This window comes from Pseudooceanicola marinus (assembly GCF_020177265.1).
GTDB classification, from domain to species: domain Bacteria; phylum Pseudomonadota; class Alphaproteobacteria; order Rhodobacterales; family Rhodobacteraceae; genus Pseudooceanicola; species Pseudooceanicola marinus_A.
In genome coordinates, this window is the sequence record NZ_JAIVMC010000003.1 from 267,993 (window position 1) to 293,485 (window position 25,493).

The following is a 25,493-nucleotide window of genomic DNA, read 5'->3' on the forward strand; positions in this document are numbered from 1 at the left end:
ACAGACGGGCGGAAAATCTGTCGCTTCCCCCAGGGTCAGCCCCTTTGTCGGACTTGTCAAAGGCCCCTCTGCACGGAAAGACTGCCCCATCACCGCGCCGGGAGGGGTGCGGGAGAAATGTTCAAGGGAGGACATTCCTATGAAGACGACATCCGTTCTGGCGGCCTCTGCCGCCGTCACCTGCCTTGCGCTGCCCGCGCTGGCCGAACCCCAGGCAGAGGTGCTGCACTGGTGGACCTCCGGCGGCGAGGCGAAATCCGTGGCGGTGCTGCAGGAAGAGTTCGCCGAGCGCGGCGGCAGCTGGACTGACATGCCCGTGGCGGGTGGCGGCGGTGACGCCGCGATGACCGCCCTGCGCGCCCGCGTCCTGTCGGGCAACGCCCCGACGGCCGTGCAGCTGAAGGGCCCGGCGATCCAGGAATGGTACGAGGAAGGCGTTCTGGCCGACATCTCGGACGTGGCCGAGGAACAGGGCTGGGCCGACGTGCTGCCCGAGCAGCTGGCCGCGCACATGAAATGCGACGGCAGCTGGTGCGCCGCGCCGGTGAACGTGCACCGCGTCAACTGGATGTGGGGCAACGCCGAGATCCTGGAAGCGAACGGCATCGAGATGCCGACCACCTGGGAGGAGTTCAACGCCGCCGCCGAGAAGCTGCAGGAAGCGGGCATCACGCCGCTGGCCCACGGCGGTCAGGCCTGGCAGGACGCCACGATCTTCGAGACCGTGGTCCTGGGCATGGGCGCCGATTTCTACCAGCAGGCGCTGGTGGAGCTGGACCCCGAGGCGCTCGGCTCCGACACGATGGTGCAGGTCTTCGACCAGATGCGCACCATTCGCGGCTACGTCGACGACAACTTCTCGGGCCGCGACTGGAACCTGGCCACGGCCATGGTGATGAACGGCGAGGCTGCCTTCCAGATCATGGGGGACTGGGCCAAGGGCGAGTTCCTGGCCGCCGGCAAGGTCCCGGGTGAGGATTTCACCTGCGCCGCGACGCCGGGTGACGGTTTCCTCTACAACGTCGACAGCTTCGCCATGTTCGACGTGGGCGGCGACGAGGACAAGGTGGCGGGGCAGAACCTGCTGGCCGAGCTGATCGTCGGCCCCTCCTTCCAGGAGACCTTCAACCTCAACAAGGGTTCGATCCCGGTGCGGTCCGACGTGTCGCTCGACGCCTTCGACATGTGCGCCCACGTGTCGGCCGAGGATATGGCCGCGGACGCCGAGGCCGGCACGCTGCTGCCTTCCTACGCCCACGGCATGGCCCTGCGCGGGGAACCCGCCGGCGCCATCACCGATGTGGTGACCGCGCACTTCAACTCCGAGATGTCCTCCGACGAGGCCGTCGAGATGCTGGTGGATGCCGTCGCCAACGCGATGTGATCCGTCCCACAGCCCCACGCCGCCCGGCCCCCGCGCCGGGCGGCGCTTTCTCTCCCCGCTTCCTTCTTTCCGCCCGGACGCGCCGCGCGTCCGCCTCTATCCGGACACCCCATGACCAAATGGCTTGAAAATCATGTGCCGAAGCTGGTCCTGGCGCCCAGCTTCGTGGCCATCCTGCTGTTCGTCTACGGCTTCATCGCCTGGACGGCCTGGGTTTCGCTGACCCAATCACGCCTGATGCCCCGCTACGAGTTCGAGGGCTTCGGCCAGTACGTGAAACTCTTCTCCACCCCCCGCTGGGACACGGCGATGACGAACCTTGCCATCTACGGCATCCTGTTCATCGCGATCTCCATGGCGCTTGGCCTGATGCTGGCGATCCTGCTGGATCAGCGCATCCGCGTCGAAGGGGCGATCCGCACCGTCTATCTCTACCCGATGGCGCTTTCGATGATCGTCACCGGCACCGCCTGGAAATGGATCCTGAACCCCGGTCTGGGGCTGGAGGCCATGGTGCGGGGCTGGGGGTTCGAGAGTTTCACCTTCAACTGGCTGGTGGACCCGAACATGGCGATCTACACGATCGTCCTGGCGGGGGTCTGGCAATCGGCGGGCTTCGTCATGGCGCTGTTCCTCGCCGGGCTGCGCTCCGTCGATGGCGAGATCATCAAGGCCGCACAGGTCGACGGCATCCCGCACTGGCGGATCTACACGGCGATCATCATCCCCTCGATGGCGCCTGTCTTCCTGTCGGCCTTCATCGTGCTGTCGCACCTGGCGATCAAGAGCTTCGACCTGGTCATCGCCCTTACGGGGGGCGGTCCGGGCTACGCCACCGACCTGCCCGCGACCTACATGTACGCCATGGCGTTCTCGCGCGGGAACCTGGGCCAGGCGGCCAGCTCCGCCATGGTCATGATGGCCGTCGTCTTCGCCATCGTGGTTCCCTACCTCTACTCCGAGCTGAGGGCGAAACATGACTGACCTCGCTTACGTCTCTCCCCGCGCGGGCCAGCGCAGCACGGCCTCGCGCCTGGGCCGCGTCGCCCTGCGCTGGACGCTCTACCTGCTGCTTGGTGTCTTCGCCCTGTGGTTCCTGATGCCGCTTTTCGTGATGGTCACCACCTCGCTGAAATCGCTGGACGAGATCCGCACCGGATCGCTGGTGGCCCTGCCGCGCGACGTGACTTTCGAGGCGTGGAAGACCGCCTGGGGGTCTGCCTGCACCGGCATCCAGTGCGAGGGGCTGAAGCCCTACCTGTGGAACTCGGTCCTGATCGCGGTGCCCGGCGTGGCGATCTCCACCATCATCGGGGCGCTGAACGGCTATGTCTTCGCCCAGTGGCGGTTCCGCGGCGCCAACCTGCTGTTCGCGGCCCTCCTGTTCGGCTGTTTTATCCCCTTCCAGGTGGTGCTGCTGCCCATGGCGCGGATGCTGGGCATCCTGGGGCTGGCAGGCACCATTCCAGGGTTGATCCTGGTGCACACCGTCTACGGCATCGGCTTCACCACGCTGTTTTTCCGCAACTACTACGTGACGATCCCGCAAGAGCTGGTGCGGGCGGCCAAGATCGACGGGGCGGGGTTCTTCCGCATCTTCTGGTCGATCTTCCTGCCGCTGTCGCTGCCGATCTTCGTCGTCTCGGTGATCTGGCAGTTCACCCAGATCTGGAACGACTTCCTCTTCGGCGTCTCCTTCAGCTCGGCCGGCACCCAGCCGGTGACCGTGGCCCTGAACAACATCGTCAACTCCACCACCGGCGTGAAGGCCTACAACGTGGACATGGCCGCCGCGATCCTCGCGGCCCTGCCCACGCTTCTGGTCTATGTCGTCGCCGGCAAGTATTTCATCCGCGGCCTGACGGCCGGATCCGTGAAGGGATAAGCCCATGGCACCGATCCTCGACATCAAGAACCTCGACAAGTCCTACGGTCAGACCAAGATCCTGCGCGACATCAACGTGGCGATCGACCAGGGCGATTTCCTGGTCCTCGTCGGCCCCTCGGGCTGCGGCAAGTCCACGCTGCTGAACTGCATCGCCGGGCTGGAGCCGATCTCCGGCGGCTCGATCGAGATTGCCGGGCAGGACATGACCGACGTCAGCCCCAAGGACCGCAACATCGCCATGGTGTTCCAGAGCTACGCGCTCTACCCCACCATGTCGGTGGCGAAGAACATCACCTTCGGCATGAAGGTGCGCGGCATCGACCAGGCAACGCAAAGCGCGAAACTGGCCGAGGTGGCGGACCTGTTGCAGATCTCGCAGCTTCTGGACCGCAAGCCGGGGCAACTCTCGGGCGGCCAGCGGCAGCGGGTCGCCATGGGCCGCGCCCTGGTGCGCGATCCCGCGCTCTTCCTCTTCGATGAGCCGCTGTCGAACCTCGACGCCAAGCTGCGGGTCGAGATGCGCACCGAGATCAAGAAGCTGCACCAGACCCTGGGCGCCTCGATCGTCTACGTGACCCACGACCAGATCGAGGCGATGACTCTCGCCACCCGCATCGTGGTGATGAAGGGTGGGGTGATCCAGCAGATCGGCACGCCCTCGGAGATCTACAACACCCCCGCGAACCTCTTCGTGGCCGATTTCATGGGCAGCCCGGCGATGAACCTGATCCCGGCCAAGGTCGCCAAGGATGGCAGCGGCCACCGGATCGAGATCGCCCGCGCGTCGGAACCGCCGCTGGTGCTGGCCGATCCGCGCCCGCTGGACCTGCCGGCCGATGTCATCCTCGGGCTACGTCCCGAGGACATCGCCGAAGCCGGCTATCGCTCCGGCGACCAGGTGCAGGAGGCCGCTTGCCAGGTCGACATGGTCGAGCCGGCGGGCGCCGACACCTACGTGGTGTCGCATCTGGGCGGCAAGCAGGTGACGGCACGGCTGCATGCGGAGACCTCCGCCAAGCCCGGCGCACCGCTGAACCTGGCCTTCGACCTGGCGAAGGTGTCCTACTTCGCGCCGGAAAGCGGTGAGCGCCTGAACTGAGGGGCCAGGGGGCAGGGCGCCTGCCCCCCTCTTGCGCCTTCGGCTCGTCCGGAGCGCTGCCCTTTGAGTATTTTCGACGAGATGAAGCAGGGGCGCGTCCCCGTTCGTCCTGCCGTCGCGCAGCCCCCGGGTGCCTGTCCGGGCGCCACCCCTTGTCTTCACCTTGTTTCAAATACTCCCGCCGGAGGCATGGCGCGCAGCGCCATATCGGGCGCTACGCCGGGCCTGGCCGGGCAGGGGTGCCTTGCAACTTCCCCGCCGGCAGGGTCAGTCTCGGCGCGACGCAAATCAGGAGGCGCGCATGATTCCGGTCGATGGGTTTTCAGGTCAGACCGTGGCCATTCTCGGGCTCGGCCGTTCCGGCCTTGCCGCCGCCCGCGCCCTGCGCGCCGGGGGCGCCGAGGTGGTGGCCTGGGACGACGGCCCTCGCGCGGCCGAGATTGCCGAAACCGAGGGCCTGGAGCTGCGCGACCTGACCAAACTCGGCGCCTGCGAGGGGCTGGCCTGTCTGGTGACCTCGCCCGGGATCCCGCATCTCTACCCGCGCCCGCATCCGGCCATCGCCAATGCCCTGGCCGCCGGCGTGCCCGTGGACAATGACATCGGTCTTTTCTTCCGTTCGCTGGGCCAAGGCGACTGGATGCACTTCGACACCCCGCCCAAGGTGGTGGCGGTCACCGGGTCCAATGGCAAGTCCACGACCTCGGCGCTGATCGCCCATGTGCTGGCCGAGGCGGGGCGCGAGGTACAGCTGGCTGGCAACATCGGGCGCGGGGTGCTGGACATCTCGCCCCCGGGGGACGGCGGCGTGGTGGTGCTGGAGCTCAGCTCCTACCAGACCGAACTGGCCCGCGCGCTGACGCCGGACATCGGGGTCTTCACCAACCTGTCGCCGGACCACCTGGACCGCCACGGCGGGCTGGGCGGCTATTTCGCTGCCAAGCGACGCCTCTTCGCCGAAGGCGGGCCTGATCGCGCCGTGATCGGCGTGGATGAACCGGAGGGGCTGTTCCTCGGCGGGCAGCTGTCCGAGGGGCCGACCGATGATCGGGTGATCCGGATTTCCTCGGGTCAGAAACTGACGGGCCCGGGCTGGCTGGTCTTCGCCCGAAAGGGCTTCCTGTCGGAGTACCGCAAGGGCCGCCAGGTCGGCTCGATCGACCTGCGCGAGGTCACGGGGCTGCCGGGCGCCCACAACCACCAGAACGCCTGTGCCGCCTACGCGGTGGCCCGCAGCCTCGGCCTGGCGCCGCGGGTGATCGAACGCGCCTTCCACAGCTTCGAGGGCCTGCCGCACCGCTCGCAGCGGGTCGCGGAGGTCAACGGTGTCACCTACGTCAACGACAGCAAGGCGACCAATGTCGACAGCGCGAAACAGGCTCTGGGCGCCTTCAAGCGTATCCGCTGGATCTGTGGTGGCCTGCAGAAGGAAGGCGGGCTGGAGCCGCTGCTGGAGGCCGCGGGCGAGGTGGTGAAGGCCTATGTGATCGGTCGCGAGGCGGAGGATTTCGCCATGCAGCTGAAGGGGATCGAGGCCGAGGTCTGCACCGACATGGCCACCGCGGTGGCACGGGCGGCAGCCGAGGCGCAGCCCGGCGAAACGGTGCTTCTGGCGCCCGCGGCGGCCAGTTTCGACCAGTACGACAGCTTCGAGAAGCGGGGCGAGGATTTTGCCGCCCGGGTGATCGCGCTGTCCGGGCGCTGATCCTGCCGGGATCTACCAGACCTTGCGCCGGGTGGTGACGTTTCCGTGATCGCCTGTCCGGGGCGGAATTTCGTCTTGCATACCGGGCGGTTGCGGCGTCGAAGGTGACGCAGCGGCCGCCTGTCGCGGTCTTCTCGGAAAGGTCTCCCCCATGAAATGTCTCGCCGCCGGTGTCGCCGGAGCCATCCTTCTTGCCAGCGCCGCCCAGGCGCAGCCCGTCACCCGTGCCCAGACCGCGGCCGAAAGCGCGCCGGTCATCCACCTCAGCTGCTATCGTGGCCCCACGGAGCGGGTGATCTGGGATCGTCCGGACGGCACCTTCGTCGAGGATCTGGTGGCCTATGGCTATGACTATGCCAATGCCGAGGCGATCGCCCGCACGATCTGCACCGATCAGTCGCTGGTCGGCAAACCCGATGCCATGGCCGAAGCCCTGAAGGCAGCGATGCGCAGCGTGCCCCCGGCGGGGCGTCGCTGACCCCGGCGCAGGCGCGGCATCAGTCCGCGCCTGTGTCCCCGGCGCGCAGCGCCCCGGCGGCGGCCATGGCGCTGGCCCAGGCCCACTGGAAGTTGTAGCCGCCCAGCCAGCCCGTCACGTCTACGCATTCCCCGATGAAATAGAGCTGGGGCAGGGACTTGGCCGCCATGGTCTTGCTGTCCAGCCCGTAGGTCGCCACGCCGCCCAGGGTCACCTCGGCGGTGCGGTAGCCTTCGCTGCCCGAGGGCGTGAGGCGCCAGGCCGTCAGCTGGTCCGACAGGGCCTGGAGTGCACGGTCCGATTGGTCGGCCAGGTTGCCCGACAGCCCCCAGGCCTCGCCCAGGTGATCCGATAGGCGCGCGGGCAGCAGCATGTCGAGGCTGCGCACCAGGCTGCGGCGCCCGACCTTGGGGCGTGCGGCGCGCAGGGTGTCGAAGGGCGCGGCACCGGGCAACAGGTTCACCTCGATCTCCTCGCCCTCGCGCCAGTAGGAGCTGGCCTGAAGGATCGACGGGCCCGAAAGGCCTCGGTGGGTGAACAGCAGCGCCTCGTCGAAGGCGTGGCCGGTGGTGACGCGGGCCGGCAGCGACAGGCCCGACAGCCCGGCGAAGCGGCCCTCGGGGAAGGTCAGGGGCACCAGCCCGGGGCGCGTGTCCGTGACGGCCAGGCCGAACTGGCGCGCGATGTCGTAGCCCAGCCCGGTGGCGCCCATCTTGGGGATCGACTTGCCCCCCGTGGCCACGACCAGGTTGGGCGCGCGTGCGCTCAGGGGGCGGCCGCGTTCCGTCAGCGCCACGGTGAACCCCTCGGGGCCGTGATCGACCCGCTCGACGGAGGTTTCCAGCGCCAGGCGCACGCCGGCAGCCTCGCACAGGCCGGTCAGCATCGCCACGATCTGTTTCGCGCTGTCGTCGCAAAAGAGCTGTCCCAGCGTCTTTTCGTGCCAGGCGATGCCGTGTTCACTGACCAGCGACACGAAATCCCAGGGCGTGTAGCGGGCTAGGGCGGATTTGCAGAAATGCGGGTTATCGCTGAGGAAATTCGCCGGGCCGGTGTCGGTATTGGTGAAGTTGCAGCGCCCGCCACCGGAAATGCGGATCTTCTCTCCCGGCCGTTTCGCGTGGTCCACCAGCAGGACGCGCCCGCCCGCATGGGCGGCGCACATCAGGCCGGCCGCGCCGGCGCCGAGGATGATCGTGTCGAAGTCCATGGCGCCCTCTTGTGCGAGAAGCGGGGCGGGCGCAAGGGGGCCGTACAGGTCGGCGCCACGCGGCCCCTGTTTTGCAAGGGCGGAGACCCGCCCCTGACGCCTCCGTGAAAGCTTTGGTGCTGGCCTCAGGGGGGGAAAGGCGCTACAGTTTCCGCCAGAGGTCCTGCCAAGGGACCCGATGAGGCAACAGAGCACCGGGAAACCCGGGCATCGAGCGGACGTCATGACTGAGATGGTATATGGCGCCATCCCCGTGCGGGATGGCGAACCGGTGGTTCCCAAGTGGTGGCGCACGGTGGACAAGCTGACCCTGGCCTGCGTGCTGGGGTTGTTCGGGGTGGGGCTTCTGCTGGGCTTCGCGGCCTCGCCGCCCCTGGCCGAACGCAACGGCGAGGCGCCGTTCTACTACGTGCAGCGGCAGGCCTTCTTCGGCGGCCTGGCCCTGTCGGCGATGGTCATCACCTCGATGATGACGCCCGCGACGGTTAGGCGGCTAGCGACCATCGGCTTTGCGGTGGCCTTCGTCGCCCTGGCGGCGCTGCCGGTCTTCGGCACCGACTTCGGCAAGGGCGCGGTGCGCTGGTACTCGCTGGGCTTTGCCTCGCTGCAACCCTCGGAATTCCTGAAGCCCGTCTTCGTCGTGGTCGCCGCCTGGATGATGTCCGCCGCGCAGGAGATCAACGGCCCACCCGGCCGTGCCTATTCCTTCGCCATGATGTGCGTCATCGTCATGATGCTGATCATGCAGCCCGACTTCGGCCAGGCCAGCCTGATCCTCTTTGGCTGGGGCGTGATGTATTTCGTCGCCGGGGCACCGATGCTGCTGCTGGTCGGCATTGCCGGGTTGGTCGTCCTGGGCGGCACCGTGGCCTACGAAAGCTCTGACCACTTCGCGCGCCGCATCGACGGCTTCCTGGCGCAGGACGTGGATCCCACGACGCAGCTGGGCTTTGCCGCCAATGCCATCCGCGAGGGCGGTTTCTTCGGCGTCGGCGTGGGCGAGGGGCGGGTGAAGATGTCGCTGCCCGACGCCCATACCGACTTCATCATCGCCGTGGCGGCCGAGGAATACGGCCTGGTCCTGGTGATGATCATCATCGCGCTATACGCCACGGTGGTCCTGCGCAGCTTCAGCCGGCTGATGAAGGAACGTGACCCGTTCATCCGCCTGGCCGGCACCGGGCTGGCGGCCGTCTTTGGCGTGCAGGCGATGATCAACATGGGCGTCGCCGTGCGCCTGCTGCCCGCCAAGGGCATGACGCTGCCCTTCGTGTCCTACGGGGGCTCCTCGCTGATCGCGGGGGGCATCGCCGTAGGCATGTTGCTGGCCTTTACCCGAACCCGCCCCCAGAACCAGATCGTGGATCTTCTGGCGGGCCGTGGACGATAAGACGACTATGAACCTGAATGCGCCTCTCCTTGTCATCGCCGCCGGAGGGACCGGCGGCCATATGTTCCCTGCCCAGTCCCTGGCCGAGGAAATGCTGGCCCGCGGCTGGCGGGTGAAACTGTCGACCGATGCGCGTGGCGCGCGCTACTCGGGCGGGTTTCCGAAGGAAGTGGAGGTCGAACAGCTGTCCTCGGCCACCTTCGCCCGCGGCGGTCTGCTGGCCAAGGCCGTGGTGCCGCTGCGCATCGCCGCCGGCGTCGTCGGAGCCACCTTCCGCATGTGGCGCGACCGCCCGGCGGCCGTGGTGGGCTTCGGCGGCTACCCGGCGATCCCGGCCATGGCCGCGGCCTTCCTGCTGAAGAAGCCGCGCATGATCCATGAACAGAACGGTGTGCTGGGCCGGGTGAACCAGGTCTTCGCCAGCCGCGTCGATGCCATCGCCTGCGGCACCTGGCCGACCGAGCTGCCCGAGGGGGTCCAGGGCTGGCACGTGGGCAACCCGGTGCGCGCCGCGATCCGCGACCGCGCGGGCGCGGGCTACATCGCCCCCGGGGATTACCCGATGTCGGTGCTGGTCATGGGCGGCAGCCAGGGGGCCCGCATCCTCAGCGACGTTGTGCCCGCCGCCATCGCCGCGCTGCCCGAGGCCTCCCGCGCGAACATCCGCGTGGCCCAGCAGGCCCGCCCCGAGGACATGGAACGCGTCGCGCAGGCCTATGCCGAGCAGGGCGTCGATGCCGAGGTTGAGCCCTTCTTCCACGACGTGCCCCGCCGCATGTCCGAGGCGCAGCTGGTCATCACCCGCGCCGGGGCCTCGACCATCGCGGATCTGTCGGTGATCGGACGCCCGTCGATCCTGGTGCCCCTGGCCATCGCCATCCGCGATGAACAGACCGCCAATGCCCGCGGCCTGGCCGAGGTGGGGGCCGCCATCGTCATGCCCGAAAGCAAGTTCACGCCGGAAACCCTGGCCGAGAACATCCAGCTTGTGCTCGACCACCCGCAGGGGGCAGAGCAGATGGCCCGGGCCGCCCTGTCGCTGGGCAAGCCCGAAGCCGCCACGACCCTGGCCGACATGGTCGAGGACCTGGCCGCCCGCGCCACGACGACGAAGAAGGACTGAGCCGATGAACGCCGCCACCAAACTGCCCGGAGACGTGGGACCCATCCATTTCGTGGGGATCGGTGGGATCGGCATGTCCGGCATCGCCGAAGTGCTGCTGAATCACGGCTACACCGTGCAGGGGTCGGACCTGAAAAGCTCGCCCATCACCGAACGGCTGGAGGGCCTTGGCGCCCATGTCTTCGAGGGGCAGAGCGCCGAGAATCTGGAGAATGCCCAGGTTGTCGTGATCTCGTCGGCCATCAAGCCGGGTAATCCCGAACTGGACGAGGCGCGCCTGCGCGGCCTGCCGGTGGTGCGCCGGGCCGAGATGCTGGCCGAGCTGATGCGGCTGAAGTCGAACATTGCCGTGGCCGGCACCCATGGCAAGACGACCACCACCACGATGGTCGCCACCCTGCTGGACGCGGGCCATTTCGACCCCACGGTCATCAACGGCGGCATCATCCACGCCTATGGCTCCAACGCGCGTGTTGGTCTGGGCGAGTGGATGGTGGTCGAGGCCGATGAAAGCGACGGCACCTTCAACCGCCTGCCGGCGACCATCGCCATAGTGACCAATATCGATCCGGAACACATGGATCACTGGGGCGATTTCGACACGCTGCGCCAGGGCTTCCTGGATTTCGTCTCCAACATTCCCTTCTACGGCATCGCCGTCTGCTGCACCGATCATCCGGAAGTGCAGGCGCTGGTCGGCAAGATCACCGACCGCCGCGTCGCCACCTATGGCTTCAACGCCCAGGCGGACGTGCGGGCCGTGAACCTGACCTACAAGCAGGGCGCGGCGCATTTCGACGTGGCGCTGCAGGCCGAGGGGCAGGTGATCGAGAACTGCATCCTGCCGATGCCCGGAGATCACAACGTGTCCAACGCCCTGGCTGCCGTCGCGGTGGCCCGGCATCTGGGTATGAAGCTCGATGAGATCCGCGAGGCGCTGGCCGCCTTCAAGGGGGTGAACCGTCGCTTCACCAAGGTAGGCGAGGCCAACGGCGTCGCCATCATCGATGACTACGGCCACCATCCGGTGGAGATCGCGGCGGTGCTGAAGGCGGCCCGCCAAGCCACCGAGGGCCGTGTCATCGCCGTACACCAGCCGCACCGCTACTCGCGGCTGCATTCGCTGTTCGATGACTTCTGCGCCTGCTTCAACGAGGCCGACGTGGTGGCCATCGCGGAGGTCTACGGCGCAGGCGAGGACCCGATTCCCGGCGCCTCCCGCGATGACCTGGTCGCTGGGCTGATCCGCCACGGCCACCGCCACGCGCGGGCCATCGACTCCGAGGAGGACCTTGAACGGCTGGTGCGTGAACAGGCGCAGCCGGGCGACATGGTGGTCTGCCTCGGCGCCGGTACGATCTCGGCCTGGGCGAACCGGCTGGCGGGACGCCTGACCGACTAGGGGCAGGCGCGGCGGACGCCTTTGAAAAGGGGCGCGCGGCGGGTCGGCGGATTGCCGCGCCGCGCGCGGCCCTCCTGTCGCCATTTGCATGAGCATCTTTCTGCCGCCCTGTCGCGGGTGGTCTGGGATCGGCTGCCGTCGGTTTCTGCAACGACGCCTGCGCAATCATCGAAGTCAAAAACTTTCTTGTGGATGCAGGGTGTTGCGGGTACGTTATTGCGTAAGAGCAACAGGCCGCGAAAAAGTGCATTCGGCTGGGGTTGTGCGGCACCAGGCGGGTCGCACCGGCAAGGCCCCGCCGAAAAGACCCGAGGAGGCAGCACGATGAGTGAATCGATTCTTCTGGCAGCCCTCTGGGGCGTTGCGGCCAATATCCTGGCGATGGTCCCTTCGCGCGACAACCACTGGAGCCGCGCCTATCTGCTGATCGCCTGCGGCATTCCCATCCTCGGTTTCGTCACTATGCAGCACGGGCCCGTCGCCGGGCTGATCGTCCTGCTCGGGGGCATGTCCATCCTGCGCTGGCCGGTCGTCTATCTGGGGCGCTGGGTCCGGTCGCGACTGGACTAGGGCGGCGGGGTGTGGGTCTGTTTCTGCTCCTCGGTATTCCGCTCGTTGCTGGGATCGTGGTGGCGGTGATCTGCTTTCGCTATGCGCTCGACGATGATCTGGGGTTGGCCTTTGCCTTGCCGGCGATCGGCCTTTTCACCATCCTTCCCATGCAGGTTCTCGGGCTTCCCCAAGCGGAGCCGGGGATGAATGCCTCGATGCTGCCCGGGATCCTGCTGATGCTGGGCTGGGCGGTGCTGGTCTTCGGTGCGGGCGGGGCGCTTCTGGGCTGGCTGATCGCGGCGCTGCGCGGCTGACGGGCGGGCGCACCGCTTGTCCGGTCGCTCCGGCGCTGCTATCTCGCGGCAACCGGGCAGGGGACCTTGCCCCAAGCACCCGGATTTCCTGCAGGCAAGAAGAAGGCATCCGCCCCATGGCCCGACCGGACGAGATCGAGATCAGGGGCGCCCTGACCCGCGACAAGGATTTGTCGCGTCTGACATGGCTGCGCGTCGGTGGCCCGGCGGAGTGGCTGTTTCAGCCCGCCGACGAAGAGGACCTTTGCACCTTCCTCGCGGCCCTGGACCCCGAGGTGCCCGTCTTTCCCATGGGGGTTGGTTCGAACCTGATCGTCCGCGACGGGGGCATCCGTGGCGTGGTGATCCGGCTGGGGAAGGGGTTCAATAACCATGAGATCGCCGAGGGTCAGCTGATCGCAGGCGCGGCCGCGCCGGACAGCAATATCGCCCGCAAGGCGGCGCAGGCGGGGTTGGACCTGACCTTCCTGCGGACGATTCCCGGCTCCATCGGCGGCGCCGTTCGGATGAACGCGGGATGCTACGGCGTCTACGTGGCCGACGTGCTGCGCGCCGTGCGCGTGGTCACCCGGGCGGGCGAGGCGCGGGTGATGACGGCGGCAGAGCTGAACCTGAGCTATCGCCACGCGGACCTGCCCGCCGATTGGGTCATCACCCAGGCCACCTTCGCGCCGCCCGCGGGCGATCCGGAGGCGCTGGCCACCCGCATGGCCGAGCAGCTGGCGATGCGGGATGCGACCCAGCCGGTGAAGGACCGTTCCGCCGGCTCGACCTTCCGCAATCCGGCGGGCTTTTCCTCCACCGGGCGCGCGGACGACGTGCAGGATCTGAAGGCCTGGAAGCTGATCGACGAGGCGGGCCTGCGCGGCCATGCCATCGGCGGCGCCCAGATGAGCGAGAAGCACTCGAATTTCCTCATCAACACCGGCGAGGCCACGGCGCGCGATCTGGAGCTGCTCGGCGAGGAGGTTCGAAAAAGGGTTTTTCAAAGCCGGGGAATAGAGCTACACTGGGAAATCATGCGGATAGGTGATGTCGCCCCGGGCGAGACCTCGGTCGAGGACGGTCTGGAAGACGCCGCACGATCCGCAAAGACCGATTGATAACAGCGCCTCAAGGCGCGATCATTATGACGCTGAACCGGCCTTTCGAGGTGGGGGAGGTTCCCGGCGCAATTGGGCGCCGGATGGAACGATAAAGGGCCGCAAAAGGTCCGGGATACTGAGGCAAATGGGTTCGTCGAGCAGGGCAAACCCGAAAGTGGCACTCCTGATGGGCGGCCCCTCCGCAGAACGCGAGGTGTCTCTGTCGTCGGGGCGTGAATGCGCTGCCGCTTTGCGGGATGAAGGGTTTGAGGTGGTCTGCGTGGATGCGGGGCCCGACCTTGCCGCACGTCTGATCGAGATCGCCCCCGATGCCGTCTTCAACGCCCTTCATGGTCGTTGGGGCGAGGATGGTTGCGTGCAGGGCGTGCTGGAATGGCTGCGTCTGCCCTACACCCATTCGGGCGTGCTGGCCTCGGCGCTAGCGATGGACAAGGAAAAGACCAAGGACGTCTACCGCGCCGCCGGCCTGCCGGTGGTCGACAGCGTGCTGGCCGACAAGGCTGCGATCCGCGCCGCCCATGTCATGGACCCGCCCTACGTGGTGAAACCCTACAACGAAGGCTCCTCCGTCGGGGTCTACATCGTGCCGGAGGGCGCCAACACGCCGCCCGCCGTGGCCGATGACATGCCCGACACGCTGATGGTGGAGGCCTATGCCCCCGGGCGCGAGCTGACCGTGTCGGTCCTGGGCGACAACGCCCTGGGCGTGACCGAGATCCTGACCGACGGTTGGTACGACTACGAGGCGAAATATGCCCCCGGTGGGTCGCGCCACGTCTGCCCCGCCGAGATTCCCGACGACATCGCCGAAGCCTGCCGCGATTTCGCAATGCGGGCTCATGCGGCACTTGGCTGCCGCGGGCTGTCGCGCACCGATTTCCGCTGGGATGACGCCAAGGGCCTCGCGGGCCTTGTGCTTCTGGAAACCAACACCCAGCCCGGCATGACGCCCACCTCGCTGTCGCCCGAACATGCCGCGGCCTGCGGCCTGTCTTTCGGTGCGCTCTGCCGCTGGCTGGTGGAGGATGCCTCATGCGAGCGCTGATCCGGTCCCGCCGCAAGGCCGCGCGCCACGACCCCGCGCCCTCCCGCTGGGCCTACCGCCTGCAACGGTTCATGCTGACGCCGGGCTACCGCCTGGGGCTGCGCATCGTGCTGCCCGCGGCGATCTGTTTCGGCGCCGTGCATTTCTACATGGCCGACGAGATGCGCCGCGATGCGGTCGTCTCCACCCTCTACGACTGGAAGCACCGGTTCGAGACCATGCCGCAGTTCATGGTGCAGGTGATGGAAGTCACGGGCGCCTCGCCGGTGACCGAGGAGGACATCCGCGAGGTGGCCGAGCTGGACCTGCCGCGCTCGTCCTTCGACATCGACCTGCCCGGGCTGAAGACCTCGATCGAAAGCCTGCCGTCGGTGGCCGAGGCGGCCCTGCAGCTGCGCGACGGCGGAGAGCTTCGGGTGCGGATCACGGAACGGCTGCCGGTGGCGATCTGGCGCGGGCGCGCCGGGCTCGACCTGGTGGACCCCGAGGGCGTGGTGACCGGCGCCGTGCACAAGCGGCTGGACCGGCCCGATCTGCCCCTGCTGGCAGGGGCGGGGGATCCCGCGGCCATTCCCGAGGCGCTGGCGATCATCGCCGCCGCCCAGCCCATCCGCGACAGGCTGCGCGGGCTGGAACGGATCGGCGAACGCCGCTGGGACGTGGTTCTGGATCGCGATCAGCGGATCATGCTGCCTGAAAAGAAGCCGGTGCAGGCCCTGGAACGGGTGCTGGCGCTGGACGAGGCGCAGGAACTGCTGGCGCGGGATCTGGTGGCGGTGGACATGCGGCTGGCCAGCCGGCCCACCCTGCGTATGAGCGAGGGGGCGGTGACCGAATGGCGCCGCATCCAGGACATGCTGCAGACGGCGAAGGCCGGCAATTGACGACGACGAGCACATAATTCGGCAAGCAAGACCGACAGGAAGAGGCACAGGCGACAGATGATGACGGAGCTCTATCAATCCCAGCGGGCCATGCGGAACATGCGCAAGGCGGCGATGCAGCGCGGTGTCGTGGCGGTGCTGGACGTCGGCACGTCCAAGATCGCCTGCCTGATCCTGCGCTTCGACGGCAACGGCCGGGGCGCCCTGCCGATGGATGGCGTGGGCAGCCTGGCGGGGCAGGCGGGGTTCCGGGTGATCGGCGCCGCCACCACCCGCTCGCGCGGGGTCCGCTTCGGCGAGATCGACGCCATGCCGGAAACCGAGCGCGCCATCCGCACCGCCCTGCAGGCGGCGCAGAAGATGGCCAAGGTCCGGGTCGACCACGTGATCGCCTGTTTCGCCGGCGCCGGTCCGCGCAGCTATGGCCTGGCCGGTGAGGTCGAGGTCGAGGGCGATCAGGTGACCGAACAGGACGTCAGCCGCGTTCTGGCCGCCTGCGACCTGCCGGACTACGGCGAGGGCCGCGAGGTGCTGCACGCCCAGCCTGTCAACTTCGCCCTCGATTTCCGCTCCGGCCTGTCGGACCCGCGCGGCCAGACCGGCAACACCCTGGCCACCGACATGCACATGCTGACGGTCGACGCCACGGCGGTGCAGAACCTGGCCCATTGCGTCAAACGCTGCGACCTGGAACTGGCGGGGATCGCCTCCTCGGCCTATGTCACCGGCATCTCCTCGCTGGTGGAGGATGAGCAGGAACTGGGTGCGGCCTGCATCGACATGGGCGGCGGCACGACCTCGCTGTCGGTCTTCATGAAGAAACACATGATCTACGCCGATGCGGTGCGCATGGGCGGGGAACACGTCACCGGCGACATCTCCATGGCGCTGCAGATCCCGACGGCGAACGCCGAGCGGCTGAAGACCTTCTACGGCGGGGTCCACGCCACCGGGATGGATGACCGCGAGCGGATCGAGATCGGCGGCGAGACCGGCGATTACGAACACGACCGCCGCACCTGCACCCGGGCCGAACTGATCGGCATCATGCGCCCCCGGGTCGAGGAGATCCTGGAGGAGGTGCGCCATTGTCTCGACGCGGCGGGCTTCGACAGCCTGCCCAACCAGCAGATCGTGCTAACCGGCGGGGCCAGCCAGATCCCCGGTCTCGATGGTCTGGCGTCCAAGATCCTCGGCCAGCAGGTACGCCTGGGCCGGCCGCTGCGGGTGCATGGCCTGCCGCAGGCGGCGACGGGGCCGGGCTTTGCCTCCGCCGTCGGCATGTGCCTCTTCGCGGCGCATCCGCAGGACGAATGGTGGGACTTCGATCTGCCGCTCGACCGCTACCCGGCCCGCTCGCTGAAGCGCGCCGTGCGCTGGTTCCGCGAGAACTGGTAACCGCAACATAAAGTGCTTTCGGCGAAATGCCGCGAACGCGCGGGTTTCGCGCGCCAGATTTGGTGTTTTTCGCTGATTTTGGGGTGACGAGCCGCCGGGAAAGCGTTAATGTTTTACGTGATAGGCAGAAAAAACCCCGCAAAGGGGCCAAGCAGGCGGAAAATTCTATGACACTGAACCTCAGCGTTCCCGGCATGGGAGAAGAGTTGAAGCCGCGTATCACCGTTTTCGGTGTGGGCGGGGCCGGCGGTAATGCCGTCAACAACATGATCGAGAAGGAGCTGGAAGGTGTCGACTTCGTCGTCGCGAACACCGACGCCCAGGCCCTTCAGCAAAGCCAGGCTCAGGCCCGCGTCCAGCTGGGCGTGAAGGTCACCGAGGGTCTCGGCGCCGGCGCAAAGCCCACCGTTGGTGCGGCCGCTGCCGAAGAAAGCATCGAACAGATCGTTGACTACCTTGCCGGCGCGCACATGTGCTTCATCACGGCCGGGATGGGCGGCGGCACCGGCACGGGCGCAGCCCCGATCATCGCGCAGGCCGCGCGGGAACTCGGCGTGCTGACCGTGGGCGTCGTCACCAAGCCCTTCCAGTTCGAGGGCGTGAAGCGGATGCGCCAGGCCGAAGAGGGCGTCGAAGCCCTTCAGAAGGTCGTGGACACGCTGATCATCATCCCGAACCAGAACCTGTTCCGCCTGGCGAACGAGAAGACGACCTTCACCGAGGCCTTCTCGCTGGCCGATGACGTGCTCTACCAGGGCGTCAAGGGCGTGACCGACCTGATGGTTCGTCCGGGCCTGATCAACCTCGACTTCGCCGACGTCCGCGCCGTGATGGACGAGATGGGCAAGGCGATGATGGGCACCGGCGAGGCCGATGGCGAAACCCGTGCCCTGCAGGCCGCGGAGAAGGCGATCGCCAACCCGCTGCTGGACGAGATCAGCCTGAAAGGCGCGCGTGGCGTGCTGATCAACATCACCGGCGGTCACGATCTGACCCTGTTCGAGCTGGACGAAGCCGCGAACCGCATCCGCGAGGAAGTGGACCCGGACGCCAACATCATCGTCGGTTCGACCCTGGACGAGTCGATGGAAGGTGCGATGCGCGTCTCCGTCGTCGCAACCGGCATCGATGCCACCGACGTGCACCAGGATATCCCGGTGCCCCGTCGTCGCATGGCCGAGCCGCTGAAGCAGGCCGTGCAGATGGAAGAACCCGCCGCCGAGCCCGAGCCGCAGCCCGCCCCCATGGCGCGCCAGCCCGAGCCGCAGCAGGGCTACCAGCAGCCGGCAGCCCAGCATGTCGAGGACGACTACGACAATGCGCCGGGTCTCTTCGATGACCTGGAAGGGCAGGGCGCCCAGGACGACGAGATGGACTACCGCCCCGTCGACGATGGCCACCGTGGTTACGAGCCGCAGCAGCCCGAGGCCTACGAGGCCCGCCCCGCACAGCGCACCGGTTACGCGCCGCAGTCGCAGGACGACCTGCCGCCGCCCGCCTATCAGCCGCGCCGTCCCGAGGCCGCGCCGATGGCCCATGCCGTCGACGACCACCAGGCCCAGCGGGAACAATACGTCGCGCCACAGCCGCGTCGCGCCGGTCAGCCCTCGCCCGAGACGATGGCCCGCCTGCAGGCGGCTGTGTCCAAGGCGCCGCGCGCCGAAGGCGCCCGTCCCGTGCAGCAGCAGCCGCAGGCCCAACCGCAGCAGCCCGCGCCCCGCGCCGTGCCGCAGCAGCAGGCCCCGCGCGAAGTGCCGCAGCAGAAGCGGGCCGAGTTCGGTGAACCGGCTGGCGGTGAACGCTCTCGCTCGCGCATCAACTCGCTGATCAACCGCATGACCGGCCATGGTGAAAGCGGTGGCAGCCAGGCGCCGCAGCAGCGCAGCCAGCCCGCCGTTCAGGCGCAGCCCCGGGTCGAACCCAAGGCCGCGCCGGCGCCGCGCCGTGCGCCGGAGCAAGAGGCTGATCCCGACCAGGAACGGATCGAGATTCCCGCCTTCCTGCGCCGTCAGGCCAACTGATCACGCTGGCGGCTGGCGGGGCTCCGCCTCTCCGCCGTGCCGCGATGTGACAGACTGAAAAGCCGCCTTCGGGCGGCTTTTTTCTTTTCTATCAAGGGATTGGCCGCGCGTTTCGGCTGGCCCGCGAAATGTTGCAGGCGATGTTTCAAACCGTTGCAAAGAGTGAGTTGAGGCTTTTATCCCCAGCCCTTACCTAATCAGCAGTTAACGGCCGGGACAGGTCGTATCGGATATTTGGGGTGAGCAACGTGCAACAGACGATCAAAGCACCGGTCAGCTTCAGCGGTCAGGGCCTGCACTCGGGCGCGCCCGCCACGCTGACCATTCGCCCGGCGAAAGCCGGCTACGGGATCTGGTTCCGTCGCTCCGACATGTCCGAGGAAGAGGGGATGATCCCCGCCCGCTGGAACGCTGTGGAGCGCACGGCGCTCTGCACGCGGCTGATCAATGCCACCGGCGCCACCGTCTCCACGGTGGAACACGTCATGGCGGCGCTGGCGGGCTGCGGCATCTCCAATGCCCTGGTCGAGATCGACGGGCCCGAGGTGCCGATCCTGGACGGCTCCGCCGCCCCCTTCGTTCGCGGCATCCTGTGGCGTGGCCTGCTGACGCAATCCGCGCCCCTGCGTGCCATCGAGGTGCTGCGCCCGGTCGAGGTGCAGAATAGCCCGGCGATCGCCCGCCTGCTGCCCGCCGATCAGCTGGAGATTTCCTTCCACATCGATTTCCCCGATGCCGCCATCGGCGTACAGAACCGGGAGCTGGTGGTGAAGAACGGCGCCTTCGTGCGCGAGCTGTCCGACAGCCGCACCTTCTGCCGCCAGTCCGACGTCGAGACGATGCAGGCCAACGGCCTGGCCCTCGGCGGGACGCTGGACAATGCGGTGGTCGTGGACGGCGAGGCGATCCTGTCGCCCTCCGGCCTGCGCCACACGGATGAACCTGTGCGCCACAAGATGCTGGACGCCCTGGGCGACCTGGCCCTGGCCGGCGCCCCGATCCTGGGCCGCTACGAAGGCATCCGGGCAGGGCACGCGCTGACCAATACCCTGCTGCGGGCGCTCTTTGCCGATCGGCGCAACTACCGCATCCGCTCCTGCACGCCCGAGGTGGCCGCGCGGCTGCCCGGCGTCGGCGTCAGCCCCGCCGAGATCCCGGCGGTGGCCTGATCCGGCCAGCCGAGCGCCGGTGTCACCGTGCCGCAGTCCCTTGATTTCCTGTCCTTCCGGTCCGTCATGGCCGGCTGACGTCCTTCCGTTTCGGGAGGACGTCGCACATTTGCGGCGCGTCATCGGGCTTTGCCCGCTTGCCGGGCGTAAAGGCGTTTTGCACCGGAATTTTCTGTGCTAGGACCGATCTGCGGCCCCCGTGCGAGGGGCCCATCGAAGATGACGCTGAAGGGGTTTGCAGGCATGAGCGGCGGCGGTTTCCGAACAAAGCTGGCAGGAGGCGTTCTGCTGATGGGTCTTCTGGCATCCTGCGGGTCTGGCCCCGGGGTCCAGGACCGCAGGGTCCCGATGGAATCCTACACGGCCGAGCAGATCTTCGAACGTGGCGAATACGAGGTCGAGGAAGGCGCCTACGAGGATGGGGCCGAGTACTTCTCCGAGATCGAGCGTCTCTATCCCTATTCCGAATGGGCGCAGCGGGCGCTCATCATGCAGGCCTTTGCCCAGCATTCGGCCCGCAACTACGACGAAAGCCGCGCTGCGGCGCAGCGCTACGTCGACTTCTACCCGCAATCCGAAGATGCGCCCTATGCGCAGTACCTGCTGGCGCTGAGCTACTACGACCAGATCGACGAAGTGGGCCGCGACCAGGGCCTGACCTTCCAGGCCCTCCAAGCCCTGCGCCAGGTCATCGAACGCTATCCCGACAGCGAATACGCCAAGTCGGCCATCCTGAAATTCGAGCTGGCTTTCGACCACCTCGCCGCCAAGGAGATGGAGGTCGGGCGCTACTACCTGAAGCGCGACCATTTCGCCGCCGCGATCAACCGTTTCCGCGTCGTGGTGGAAGAGTTCGAGACCACCTCGCACACGCCCGAGGCGCTCTATCGCCTGGTCGAATCCTACCTGTCGCTGGGCCTCACCGACGAGGCGCAGACGGCCGGCGCGATCCTGGGCTACAACTTCCGCTCGACCGAATGGTACGAGGATGCCTACGACCTGCTGACCAAGCAGGGGCTGGAGGCGAAATCGCGCGGTGACAACTGGCTGGTGCGGATCTACCGCCAGACGGTGAAGGGCGACTGGATCTGATGCAGAGCCCGGCGCCTGTCCGCTATTGCCCGGCCCCCTTCGGCGCAGATCGCCGCGGGGGCGCCGCCGCGCCGCGCTGAGGTCCCCGCGATGCTGCGTGGCCTCGACATTCGCGACATGCTGATCATCGACCGGCTGGAGCTCGACTTCCAGCCGGGTCTGAACGTGCTGACCGGTGAAACCGGGGCGGGCAAATCCATCCTGCTCGATTCGCTTGGCTTCGTGCTGGGCTGGCGCGGGCGTGCCGATCTGGTGCGCGGCGGTGCCGAGCAGGGGGAGGTGACCGCCTGGTTCGAGCTGCCGGAGGATCACCCGGCCCAGGCGGTTCTGGAAGAGGCGGGGCTGCCGGCGGGCGAGGAACTGGTCCTGCGCCGCATCAACACCCGTGATGGTCGCAAGACCGCCTGGATCAACGACCGCCGCGCGTCGGGTCAGGTCCTGCGTGCCCTCTCCGAAACCCTGGTGGAGCTGCATGGCCAGCACGATGACCGCGGGTTGCTCAACCCGAGAGGTCACCGCGCGATCCTCGACGAATTTGCCGGCACCGCACCGCTGCGCGCCGAGCTGCGGGAGGCCTGGCGCTCCCGGTCCTCTGCCCAGAAGAAGCTGGATGCGGCCCGCGCAGCCCTGGCCGCTGCCGCCGCCGAGGAAGAGTTCCTGCGCCATGCCGTGGCCGAACTGGACCAGCTGTCCCCCGAGCAGGGCGAGGAGGCCGATCTGGACGCCCGCCGCCGCCTGATGCAGAGCGCCGAGAAGTTGCGGGCCGACGTGGCCCGGGCCCATCAGGCCCTGGGCAATGACGGCGCCGAGGGGCCGATGAACGATGCGCTGCGCTGGCTGGAAGGCGCTGCTGACGGGGTCGAGGGCCGGCTGGATGAACCGCTGGCCGCGCTGACCCGCGCCCTGGCGGAGCTGGACGAGGCCGCCGATGGTGTCGTGCGCTGCCTGGAGGCGCTGGATTTCGATCCGCTGGAGCTGGAGACGACCGAGGAACGGCTCTTTGCCATCCGGGCCCTGGCGCGCAAGCATGACGTCGCCCCCGATGAGCTGGCCACCCTGGCCGAGGATCTGCGCAGCCGTCTCGATGCCATCGACAACGGCGCGGGTGAGATCGCCTCGTTGGAAACCGCGCTGCGCCAGGCTGATGAAACCTATGCCGCCCTGGCGGAGAGGCTGACCACCGCCCGGACCGAGGCCGCGGCCCGCCTGGATGCCGCCGTCGAGGCGGAGCTGGCTCCGCTGAAGATGGAGCGCGCGCGTTTCGTCACGCAGATCGAAGCCGCCGAGCCCGGTCCCGATGGCCGCGACGAGGTGTCCTTCACCGTGGCGACCAACCCCGGTGCTCCCTCCGGCCCGCTGGCCAAGATCGCCTCGGGCGGGGAGCTGTCGCGCTTTCTGCTGGCGCTGAAGGTCTGCCTGGCAGGCGACGACACGCAGATCACCATGATCTTTGACGAGATCGACCGCGGCGTCGGCGGCGCCACCGCCGATGCGGTTGGCCGCCGCCTGGCGCGGCTGGCCGAGGGCGGTCAGGTCCTGGTCGTCACCCATTCGCCGCAGGTCGCGGCGCGGGCCTCGCATCACTGGCAGGTGGCCAAACGGGTGGAGGGTGACGCGACCCTGTCGACCGTCCTGTCGCTGACGCCCGAAGCGCGGGTGGATGAGCTGGCGAGGATGATTTCCGGCGATGCGGTGACCGAAGAGGCCCGGGCGGCGGCGCGGAAGCTGATCGCCACCGACTGATCCGCGCCTTTGCCCGGGCTGGGGTCATGCCTCCGGGCGCAGAGCCGCGGGAAGGTCCGTGCCGCGCGCGGGGCACGCGACACGGGGGAATACCGACACCACAGCATACTCGTCACCCCGCTCAGAGTTGCAGCTTCGTCCCAGAAGGTCATACCCCAACTGGGGGAAGGCCCCCTGAAAAGGGGGGCGTCAGCCGTCGGGGGGGGGACCGGGCATGGGACGCCGCCACGGCCAGCAGCGCCGGCATTTGTTGCAGGTGCAGAAGCTCTCCTGCCTCGTCAAACCGCTGCATCGCGACCCAGGGGAACTCTGCCTCCAGCGCCGCCTGCTGGGCGGGCCCGGTGCGCAGGTTTTGGCGGCCGAAGAGCATATGCACCGGCATCTGCCCGGCCAGCGCCTGCAAATCGGCGCGGTAGTCGTGCCGGACCTGGGCGATGACCTCCTCCTGAACCGCGGGCATCAGGGCGCCCGACGGATCCAGAAGGATCTCCCGGCTCGAGGCGTGCTGGCACTGGAAATCCAGGTCCTGCACGGTCGCCCGGTCAGCCTGCGAGCCGGCAAAGAGCTTGCTGTGGAAACCCGCGGACCCGAGGCGCCGGGCCATCGCGGCAGACAGGGTGAGGAGGTGGGGAAACAGCTCCGGCAGATCGTGGGCGGCGCCCAGCAGCATCCGGTGCCAGCGGCCCATCTCGTCCAGTGCGGCAGGGGTCAGGGCCGGCGGCGGTGGCGAGACGGCGATCAGCGCAGAGATCCGCCCCGGATCCCGCCGCGCCAGGGCACAGGCCAGGCCCATGTCGTCGGACAGGGACAGCAGCGGCAGGCGCGTGATCTTTAGCTGGTCCAGCAGCGCGCGCAGGTCGGCACAATGCGTCTCCAGCCGATCCGCCCCTGCGGGCAGGGGATCGGAGCCGCCAAAGCCCGCGCGCAGGGGGACCAGCAGCCGCAGGCCGGCACGTGCTGCGGCGGCTTCGTGCCGGGCGGGCAGGCGACAGACGCCCTGCGCGCCATGCAGCCAAAGCACCGGGCGCCCCTCGGGCGCGCCGAGATCGAGATAGCTCAGCCGCCGGCGATCCGGCAGGCACAGGCGGGCGAAGGGACGCGGGGCCAGCAGGCCGCCGCCATGACTGAACTGCACCATTCCGCCGCTGCGGGGACGATCTTGCCCGGATCGCCCGGTCGGAGCGTGCGGGGCCTCCGTCCGCGCCAGCGGGTCCGCCTGGCAGGTGGCGCCTGCCTGGGCGGCGCTGGCCACCGGCGCGGCGAGGGCGCGCGGGACGCTTGCCAGCTGCCCGGCGGACGCCGTCGCCGCAGCGACGCGGCGCGCCTGAACGGCCAGCGCATGGGCCGCGGAAGGCTCCGCTGGCGTCGGCGCGACCCAGTGGTCCGGGGCCGAGGTCGGGGGCGGGGCGGCGTCGACCGCCGGCAGCGGGTCAAATGACAGGACCAGCCGCAGCAGTTCCGCCTGGCTGCGAGTTTCCGTCTTCGCCAGCAGCGCCTTGATCTGTGCCCGGACCGTCTCGACCGAGCGGCCCCGCGCGTGGGCGATTTCGCGCAGGGGGCGGGCCTCCGACAGGGCGCGGAGGATTTCGGTCTCGGCCCGGGTCAGGCCGAAGGCCCGGCGCAGCAGCGTACCCAGGCCACGTGGCCAGTGCAGCAAGGTCGTGACGACCAGCGCGAAGGGCGGTTGGTCAGGCGGCCTATGCAGGGCCAGCTGCGCGATCACCAACCGGCCGCTCGGGGCGAGGCGCAGACGCAGGATCTCCCCGGTGTCGGCGGCAGCGTCGGAGGCTGCCGCCCTGGGCCCTGCCCCCCGGCTTTCGCTGTCCTGTGCCTCCGGCGTGTCGTGCGCGGGGGCAAGCAACTGCCGCAACCGGTCTTCGAGCGGGGCCAGGTGGGAGGGCTCCAGCGGCAGCTGTGACAGGGTATCGCCCGTCTGAACCCCCAGCAGGGCGGTCGCCGGCGCATTGACCGCCCGGAGCGAGAGATCGGGCCCGACGGTGAACCCCGCGCGGCGTGGCAGCTGGCGCAGCAGCATCTCTTCGGCCGGCAGGGCAGGCGCCGCCGGGCTTTGGCCGAGCAGAGCGCGCACGCGGCGGAAATGCGGGAGGAAGCTGGCGGTCAGCTGCACCGCATCGGGACGACGGGGGGCGACCTCCTCCGGCGGGACAGCCGTCGCAGCGTCCCGGGGCGGCGCCGTGCGCAGGGGGCGCGTCAGCTGTTCCCAATCGGTCAGGAAGTCCTCCAGCCGGCGCGGGTCCAGGGCGATATCGTAAAGCTGCCCGATCACGCGGTCCCGCAGTGGGATTGCACCGTCGGACGGGGCCGGGTCGGCGGCGGTGCCGTCTCCGGTCTCTTCCTGCGCCGTGCCGGGCGCGGGACAGTTCTCCATCTCTCTTCGTCTCCCCAAGATGCCCCCCGGGGTGGGCCGACGCCAGCCGGATCCCGCCCCGTGCCCCGACCGTTGTCCCGACGGTCGACGCGATGGCGCAG

At 68.4% G+C, this 25,493-nt stretch carries 21 protein-coding genes; 19 read left to right on the forward strand and 2 right to left on the reverse strand.

Features of this window, described 5'->3' with window-relative positions; translation table 11 throughout:
* Positions 1-139 precede the first annotated feature (139 nt).
* The 6 genes from LC066_RS05880 to LC066_RS05905 all read left to right on the forward strand — a co-directional run bounded on the left by LC066_RS05880 (position 140) and on the right by LC066_RS05905 (position 6,554).
* Complete coding sequence (locus LC066_RS05880; protein ID WP_224897171.1) at positions 140-1,384, forward strand: ABC transporter substrate-binding protein; 1,245 nt, start codon at positions 140-142, stop codon at positions 1,382-1,384.
* 111 nt (positions 1,385-1,495) lie between these two features.
* A complete protein-coding gene (locus tag LC066_RS05885) occupies positions 1,496-2,368 on the forward strand; it encodes a carbohydrate ABC transporter permease (RefSeq protein ID WP_222476841.1) in 873 nt (290 codons plus the stop codon).
* Positions 2,361-3,269: a carbohydrate ABC transporter permease gene (locus tag LC066_RS05890; RefSeq protein WP_224897173.1), complete on the forward strand. Its 909-nt coding sequence runs from the start codon at positions 2,361-2,363 to the stop codon at positions 3,267-3,269. Before LC066_RS05885 ends, LC066_RS05890 begins: the two co-directional genes overlap by 8 nt.
* Positions 3,270-3,273: 4 nt before the next feature.
* Positions 3,274-4,371 carry an ABC transporter ATP-binding protein gene (locus LC066_RS05895; RefSeq protein ID WP_085888485.1) on the forward strand — a complete coding sequence of 366 codons (1,098 nt, stop codon included), beginning with the start codon at positions 3,274-3,276 and terminating at the stop codon, positions 4,369-4,371.
* 244 nt (positions 4,372-4,615) lie between these two features.
* Complete coding sequence (gene murD / locus LC066_RS05900) at positions 4,616-6,076, forward strand: UDP-N-acetylmuramoyl-L-alanine--D-glutamate ligase (protein WP_224897175.1); 1,461 nt, start codon at positions 4,616-4,618, stop codon at positions 6,074-6,076.
* Between the two features lie 151 nt (positions 6,077-6,227).
* Complete coding sequence (locus tag LC066_RS05905) at positions 6,228-6,554, forward strand: hypothetical protein (RefSeq protein WP_222476852.1); 327 nt, start codon at positions 6,228-6,230, stop codon at positions 6,552-6,554.
* Between the two features lie 19 nt (positions 6,555-6,573).
* On the opposite strand, the gene LC066_RS05910 is transcribed toward LC066_RS05905, so the two are convergent.
* Positions 6,574-7,764, reverse strand: coding sequence for an NAD(P)/FAD-dependent oxidoreductase (locus LC066_RS05910; RefSeq protein WP_224897176.1), 1,191 nt, complete (start codon positions 7,762-7,764; stop codon positions 6,574-6,576).
* Between the two features lie 223 nt (positions 7,765-7,987).
* On the opposite strand from LC066_RS05910, the gene ftsW reads away from it, so the two are divergent.
* The 13 genes from ftsW to recN all read left to right on the forward strand — a co-directional run bounded on the left by ftsW (position 7,988) and on the right by recN (position 23,003).
* Positions 7,988-9,154 (forward strand): putative lipid II flippase FtsW, encoded by a 1,167-nt coding sequence (gene ftsW / locus LC066_RS05915; RefSeq protein ID WP_222476856.1) that lies wholly within the window; start codon positions 7,988-7,990, stop codon positions 9,152-9,154.
* Positions 9,155-9,161: 7 nt separating this feature from the next.
* Entirely contained in the window at positions 9,162-10,277 is a 1,116-nt protein-coding gene (gene murG / locus LC066_RS05920) for an undecaprenyldiphospho-muramoylpentapeptide beta-N-acetylglucosaminyltransferase (RefSeq protein WP_198431917.1), read from the forward strand.
* Positions 10,278-10,281: 4 nt separating this feature from the next.
* Complete coding sequence (gene murC / locus LC066_RS05925; protein ID WP_224897179.1) at positions 10,282-11,679, forward strand: UDP-N-acetylmuramate--L-alanine ligase; 1,398 nt, start codon at positions 10,282-10,284, stop codon at positions 11,677-11,679.
* Positions 11,680-12,003: 324 nt separating this feature from the next.
* Positions 12,004-12,249 carry a DUF2484 family protein gene (locus LC066_RS05930; protein ID WP_222476861.1) on the forward strand — a complete coding sequence of 82 codons (246 nt, stop codon included), beginning with the start codon at positions 12,004-12,006 and terminating at the stop codon, positions 12,247-12,249.
* 11 nt (positions 12,250-12,260) lie between these two features.
* Entirely contained in the window at positions 12,261-12,545 is a 285-nt protein-coding gene (locus LC066_RS05935; protein ID WP_224897181.1) for a hypothetical protein, read from the forward strand.
* Positions 12,546-12,661: 116 nt separating this feature from the next.
* Complete coding sequence (gene murB, locus LC066_RS05940; protein ID WP_224897183.1) at positions 12,662-13,648, forward strand: UDP-N-acetylmuramate dehydrogenase; 987 nt, start codon at positions 12,662-12,664, stop codon at positions 13,646-13,648.
* A 127-nt stretch (positions 13,649-13,775) separates the two neighbouring features.
* The gene (locus LC066_RS05945; protein WP_224897185.1) at positions 13,776-14,696 is read left to right on the forward strand and encodes a D-alanine--D-alanine ligase; all 921 of its coding nucleotides are present in this window, start codon (positions 13,776-13,778) and stop codon (positions 14,694-14,696) included.
* Positions 14,684-15,580 carry a cell division protein FtsQ/DivIB gene (locus LC066_RS05950; protein WP_224897187.1) on the forward strand — a complete coding sequence of 299 codons (897 nt, stop codon included), beginning with the start codon at positions 14,684-14,686 and terminating at the stop codon, positions 15,578-15,580. The genes LC066_RS05945 and LC066_RS05950 overlap by 13 nt, the downstream gene beginning before the upstream one ends.
* Positions 15,581-15,640: 60 nt before the next feature.
* The gene (gene ftsA, locus LC066_RS05955) at positions 15,641-16,978 is read left to right on the forward strand and encodes a cell division protein FtsA (RefSeq protein WP_198431915.1); all 1,338 of its coding nucleotides are present in this window, start codon (positions 15,641-15,643) and stop codon (positions 16,976-16,978) included.
* A 167-nt stretch (positions 16,979-17,145) separates the two neighbouring features.
* Positions 17,146-18,999 carry a cell division protein FtsZ gene (gene ftsZ, locus LC066_RS05960; protein WP_224897189.1) on the forward strand — a complete coding sequence of 618 codons (1,854 nt, stop codon included), beginning with the start codon at positions 17,146-17,148 and terminating at the stop codon, positions 18,997-18,999.
* A 248-nt stretch (positions 19,000-19,247) separates the two neighbouring features.
* Positions 19,248-20,168, forward strand: a complete 921-nt coding sequence (gene lpxC, locus LC066_RS05965) for a UDP-3-O-acyl-N-acetylglucosamine deacetylase (RefSeq protein ID WP_224897191.1) — start codon at positions 19,248-19,250, stop codon at positions 20,166-20,168.
* A gap of 243 nt (positions 20,169-20,411) precedes the next feature.
* Complete coding sequence (locus LC066_RS05970) at positions 20,412-21,260, forward strand: outer membrane protein assembly factor BamD (protein WP_224897194.1); 849 nt, start codon at positions 20,412-20,414, stop codon at positions 21,258-21,260.
* 90 nt (positions 21,261-21,350) lie between these two features.
* The gene (gene recN / locus LC066_RS05975) at positions 21,351-23,003 is read left to right on the forward strand and encodes a DNA repair protein RecN (protein WP_224897196.1); all 1,653 of its coding nucleotides are present in this window, start codon (positions 21,351-21,353) and stop codon (positions 23,001-23,003) included.
* A 148-nt stretch (positions 23,004-23,151) separates the two neighbouring features.
* Here the strand turns inward: recN and LC066_RS05980 are convergent, their stop codons facing one another.
* Positions 23,152-25,392, reverse strand: coding sequence for a hypothetical protein (locus LC066_RS05980; protein WP_224897198.1), 2,241 nt, complete (start codon positions 25,390-25,392; stop codon positions 23,152-23,154).
* Positions 25,393-25,493 lie beyond the last annotated feature (101 nt).

Coding starts and splice junctions, on each gene's coding strand:
- LC066_RS05880 (WP_224897171.1), top strand. CDS start 140: ATGAAGACGACATCCGTTCTGGCGGCCTCTGCCGCCGTCACCTGCCTT.
- LC066_RS05885 (WP_222476841.1), top strand. CDS start 1,496: ATGACCAAATGGCTTGAAAATCATGTGCCGAAGCTGGTCCTGGCGCCC.
- LC066_RS05890 (WP_224897173.1), top strand. CDS start 2,361: ATGACTGACCTCGCTTACGTCTCTCCCCGCGCGGGCCAGCGCAGCACG.
- LC066_RS05895 (WP_085888485.1), top strand. CDS start 3,274: ATGGCACCGATCCTCGACATCAAGAACCTCGACAAGTCCTACGGTCAG.
- LC066_RS05905 (WP_222476852.1), top strand. CDS start 6,228: ATGAAATGTCTCGCCGCCGGTGTCGCCGGAGCCATCCTTCTTGCCAGC.
- LC066_RS05910 (WP_224897176.1), bottom strand. CDS start 7,764: ATGGACTTCGACACGATCATCCTCGGCGCCGGCGCGGCCGGCCTGATG.
- ftsW (WP_222476856.1), top strand. CDS start 7,988: ATGACTGAGATGGTATATGGCGCCATCCCCGTGCGGGATGGCGAACCG.
- murG (WP_198431917.1), top strand. CDS start 9,162: ATGAACCTGAATGCGCCTCTCCTTGTCATCGCCGCCGGAGGGACCGGC.
- murC (WP_224897179.1), top strand. CDS start 10,282: ATGAACGCCGCCACCAAACTGCCCGGAGACGTGGGACCCATCCATTTC.
- LC066_RS05930 (WP_222476861.1), top strand. CDS start 12,004: ATGAGTGAATCGATTCTTCTGGCAGCCCTCTGGGGCGTTGCGGCCAAT.
- murB (WP_224897183.1), top strand. CDS start 12,662: ATGGCCCGACCGGACGAGATCGAGATCAGGGGCGCCCTGACCCGCGAC.
- LC066_RS05945 (WP_224897185.1), top strand. CDS start 13,776: ATGGGTTCGTCGAGCAGGGCAAACCCGAAAGTGGCACTCCTGATGGGC.
- LC066_RS05950 (WP_224897187.1), top strand. CDS start 14,684: ATGCGAGCGCTGATCCGGTCCCGCCGCAAGGCCGCGCGCCACGACCCC.
- ftsA (WP_198431915.1), top strand. CDS start 15,641: ATGACGGAGCTCTATCAATCCCAGCGGGCCATGCGGAACATGCGCAAG.
- ftsZ (WP_224897189.1), top strand. CDS start 17,146: ATGACACTGAACCTCAGCGTTCCCGGCATGGGAGAAGAGTTGAAGCCG.
- LC066_RS05970 (WP_224897194.1), top strand. CDS start 20,412: ATGAGCGGCGGCGGTTTCCGAACAAAGCTGGCAGGAGGCGTTCTGCTG.
- recN (WP_224897196.1), top strand. CDS start 21,351: ATGCTGCGTGGCCTCGACATTCGCGACATGCTGATCATCGACCGGCTG.
- LC066_RS05980 (WP_224897198.1), bottom strand. CDS start 25,392: ATGGAGAACTGTCCCGCGCCCGGCACGGCGCAGGAAGAGACCGGAGAC.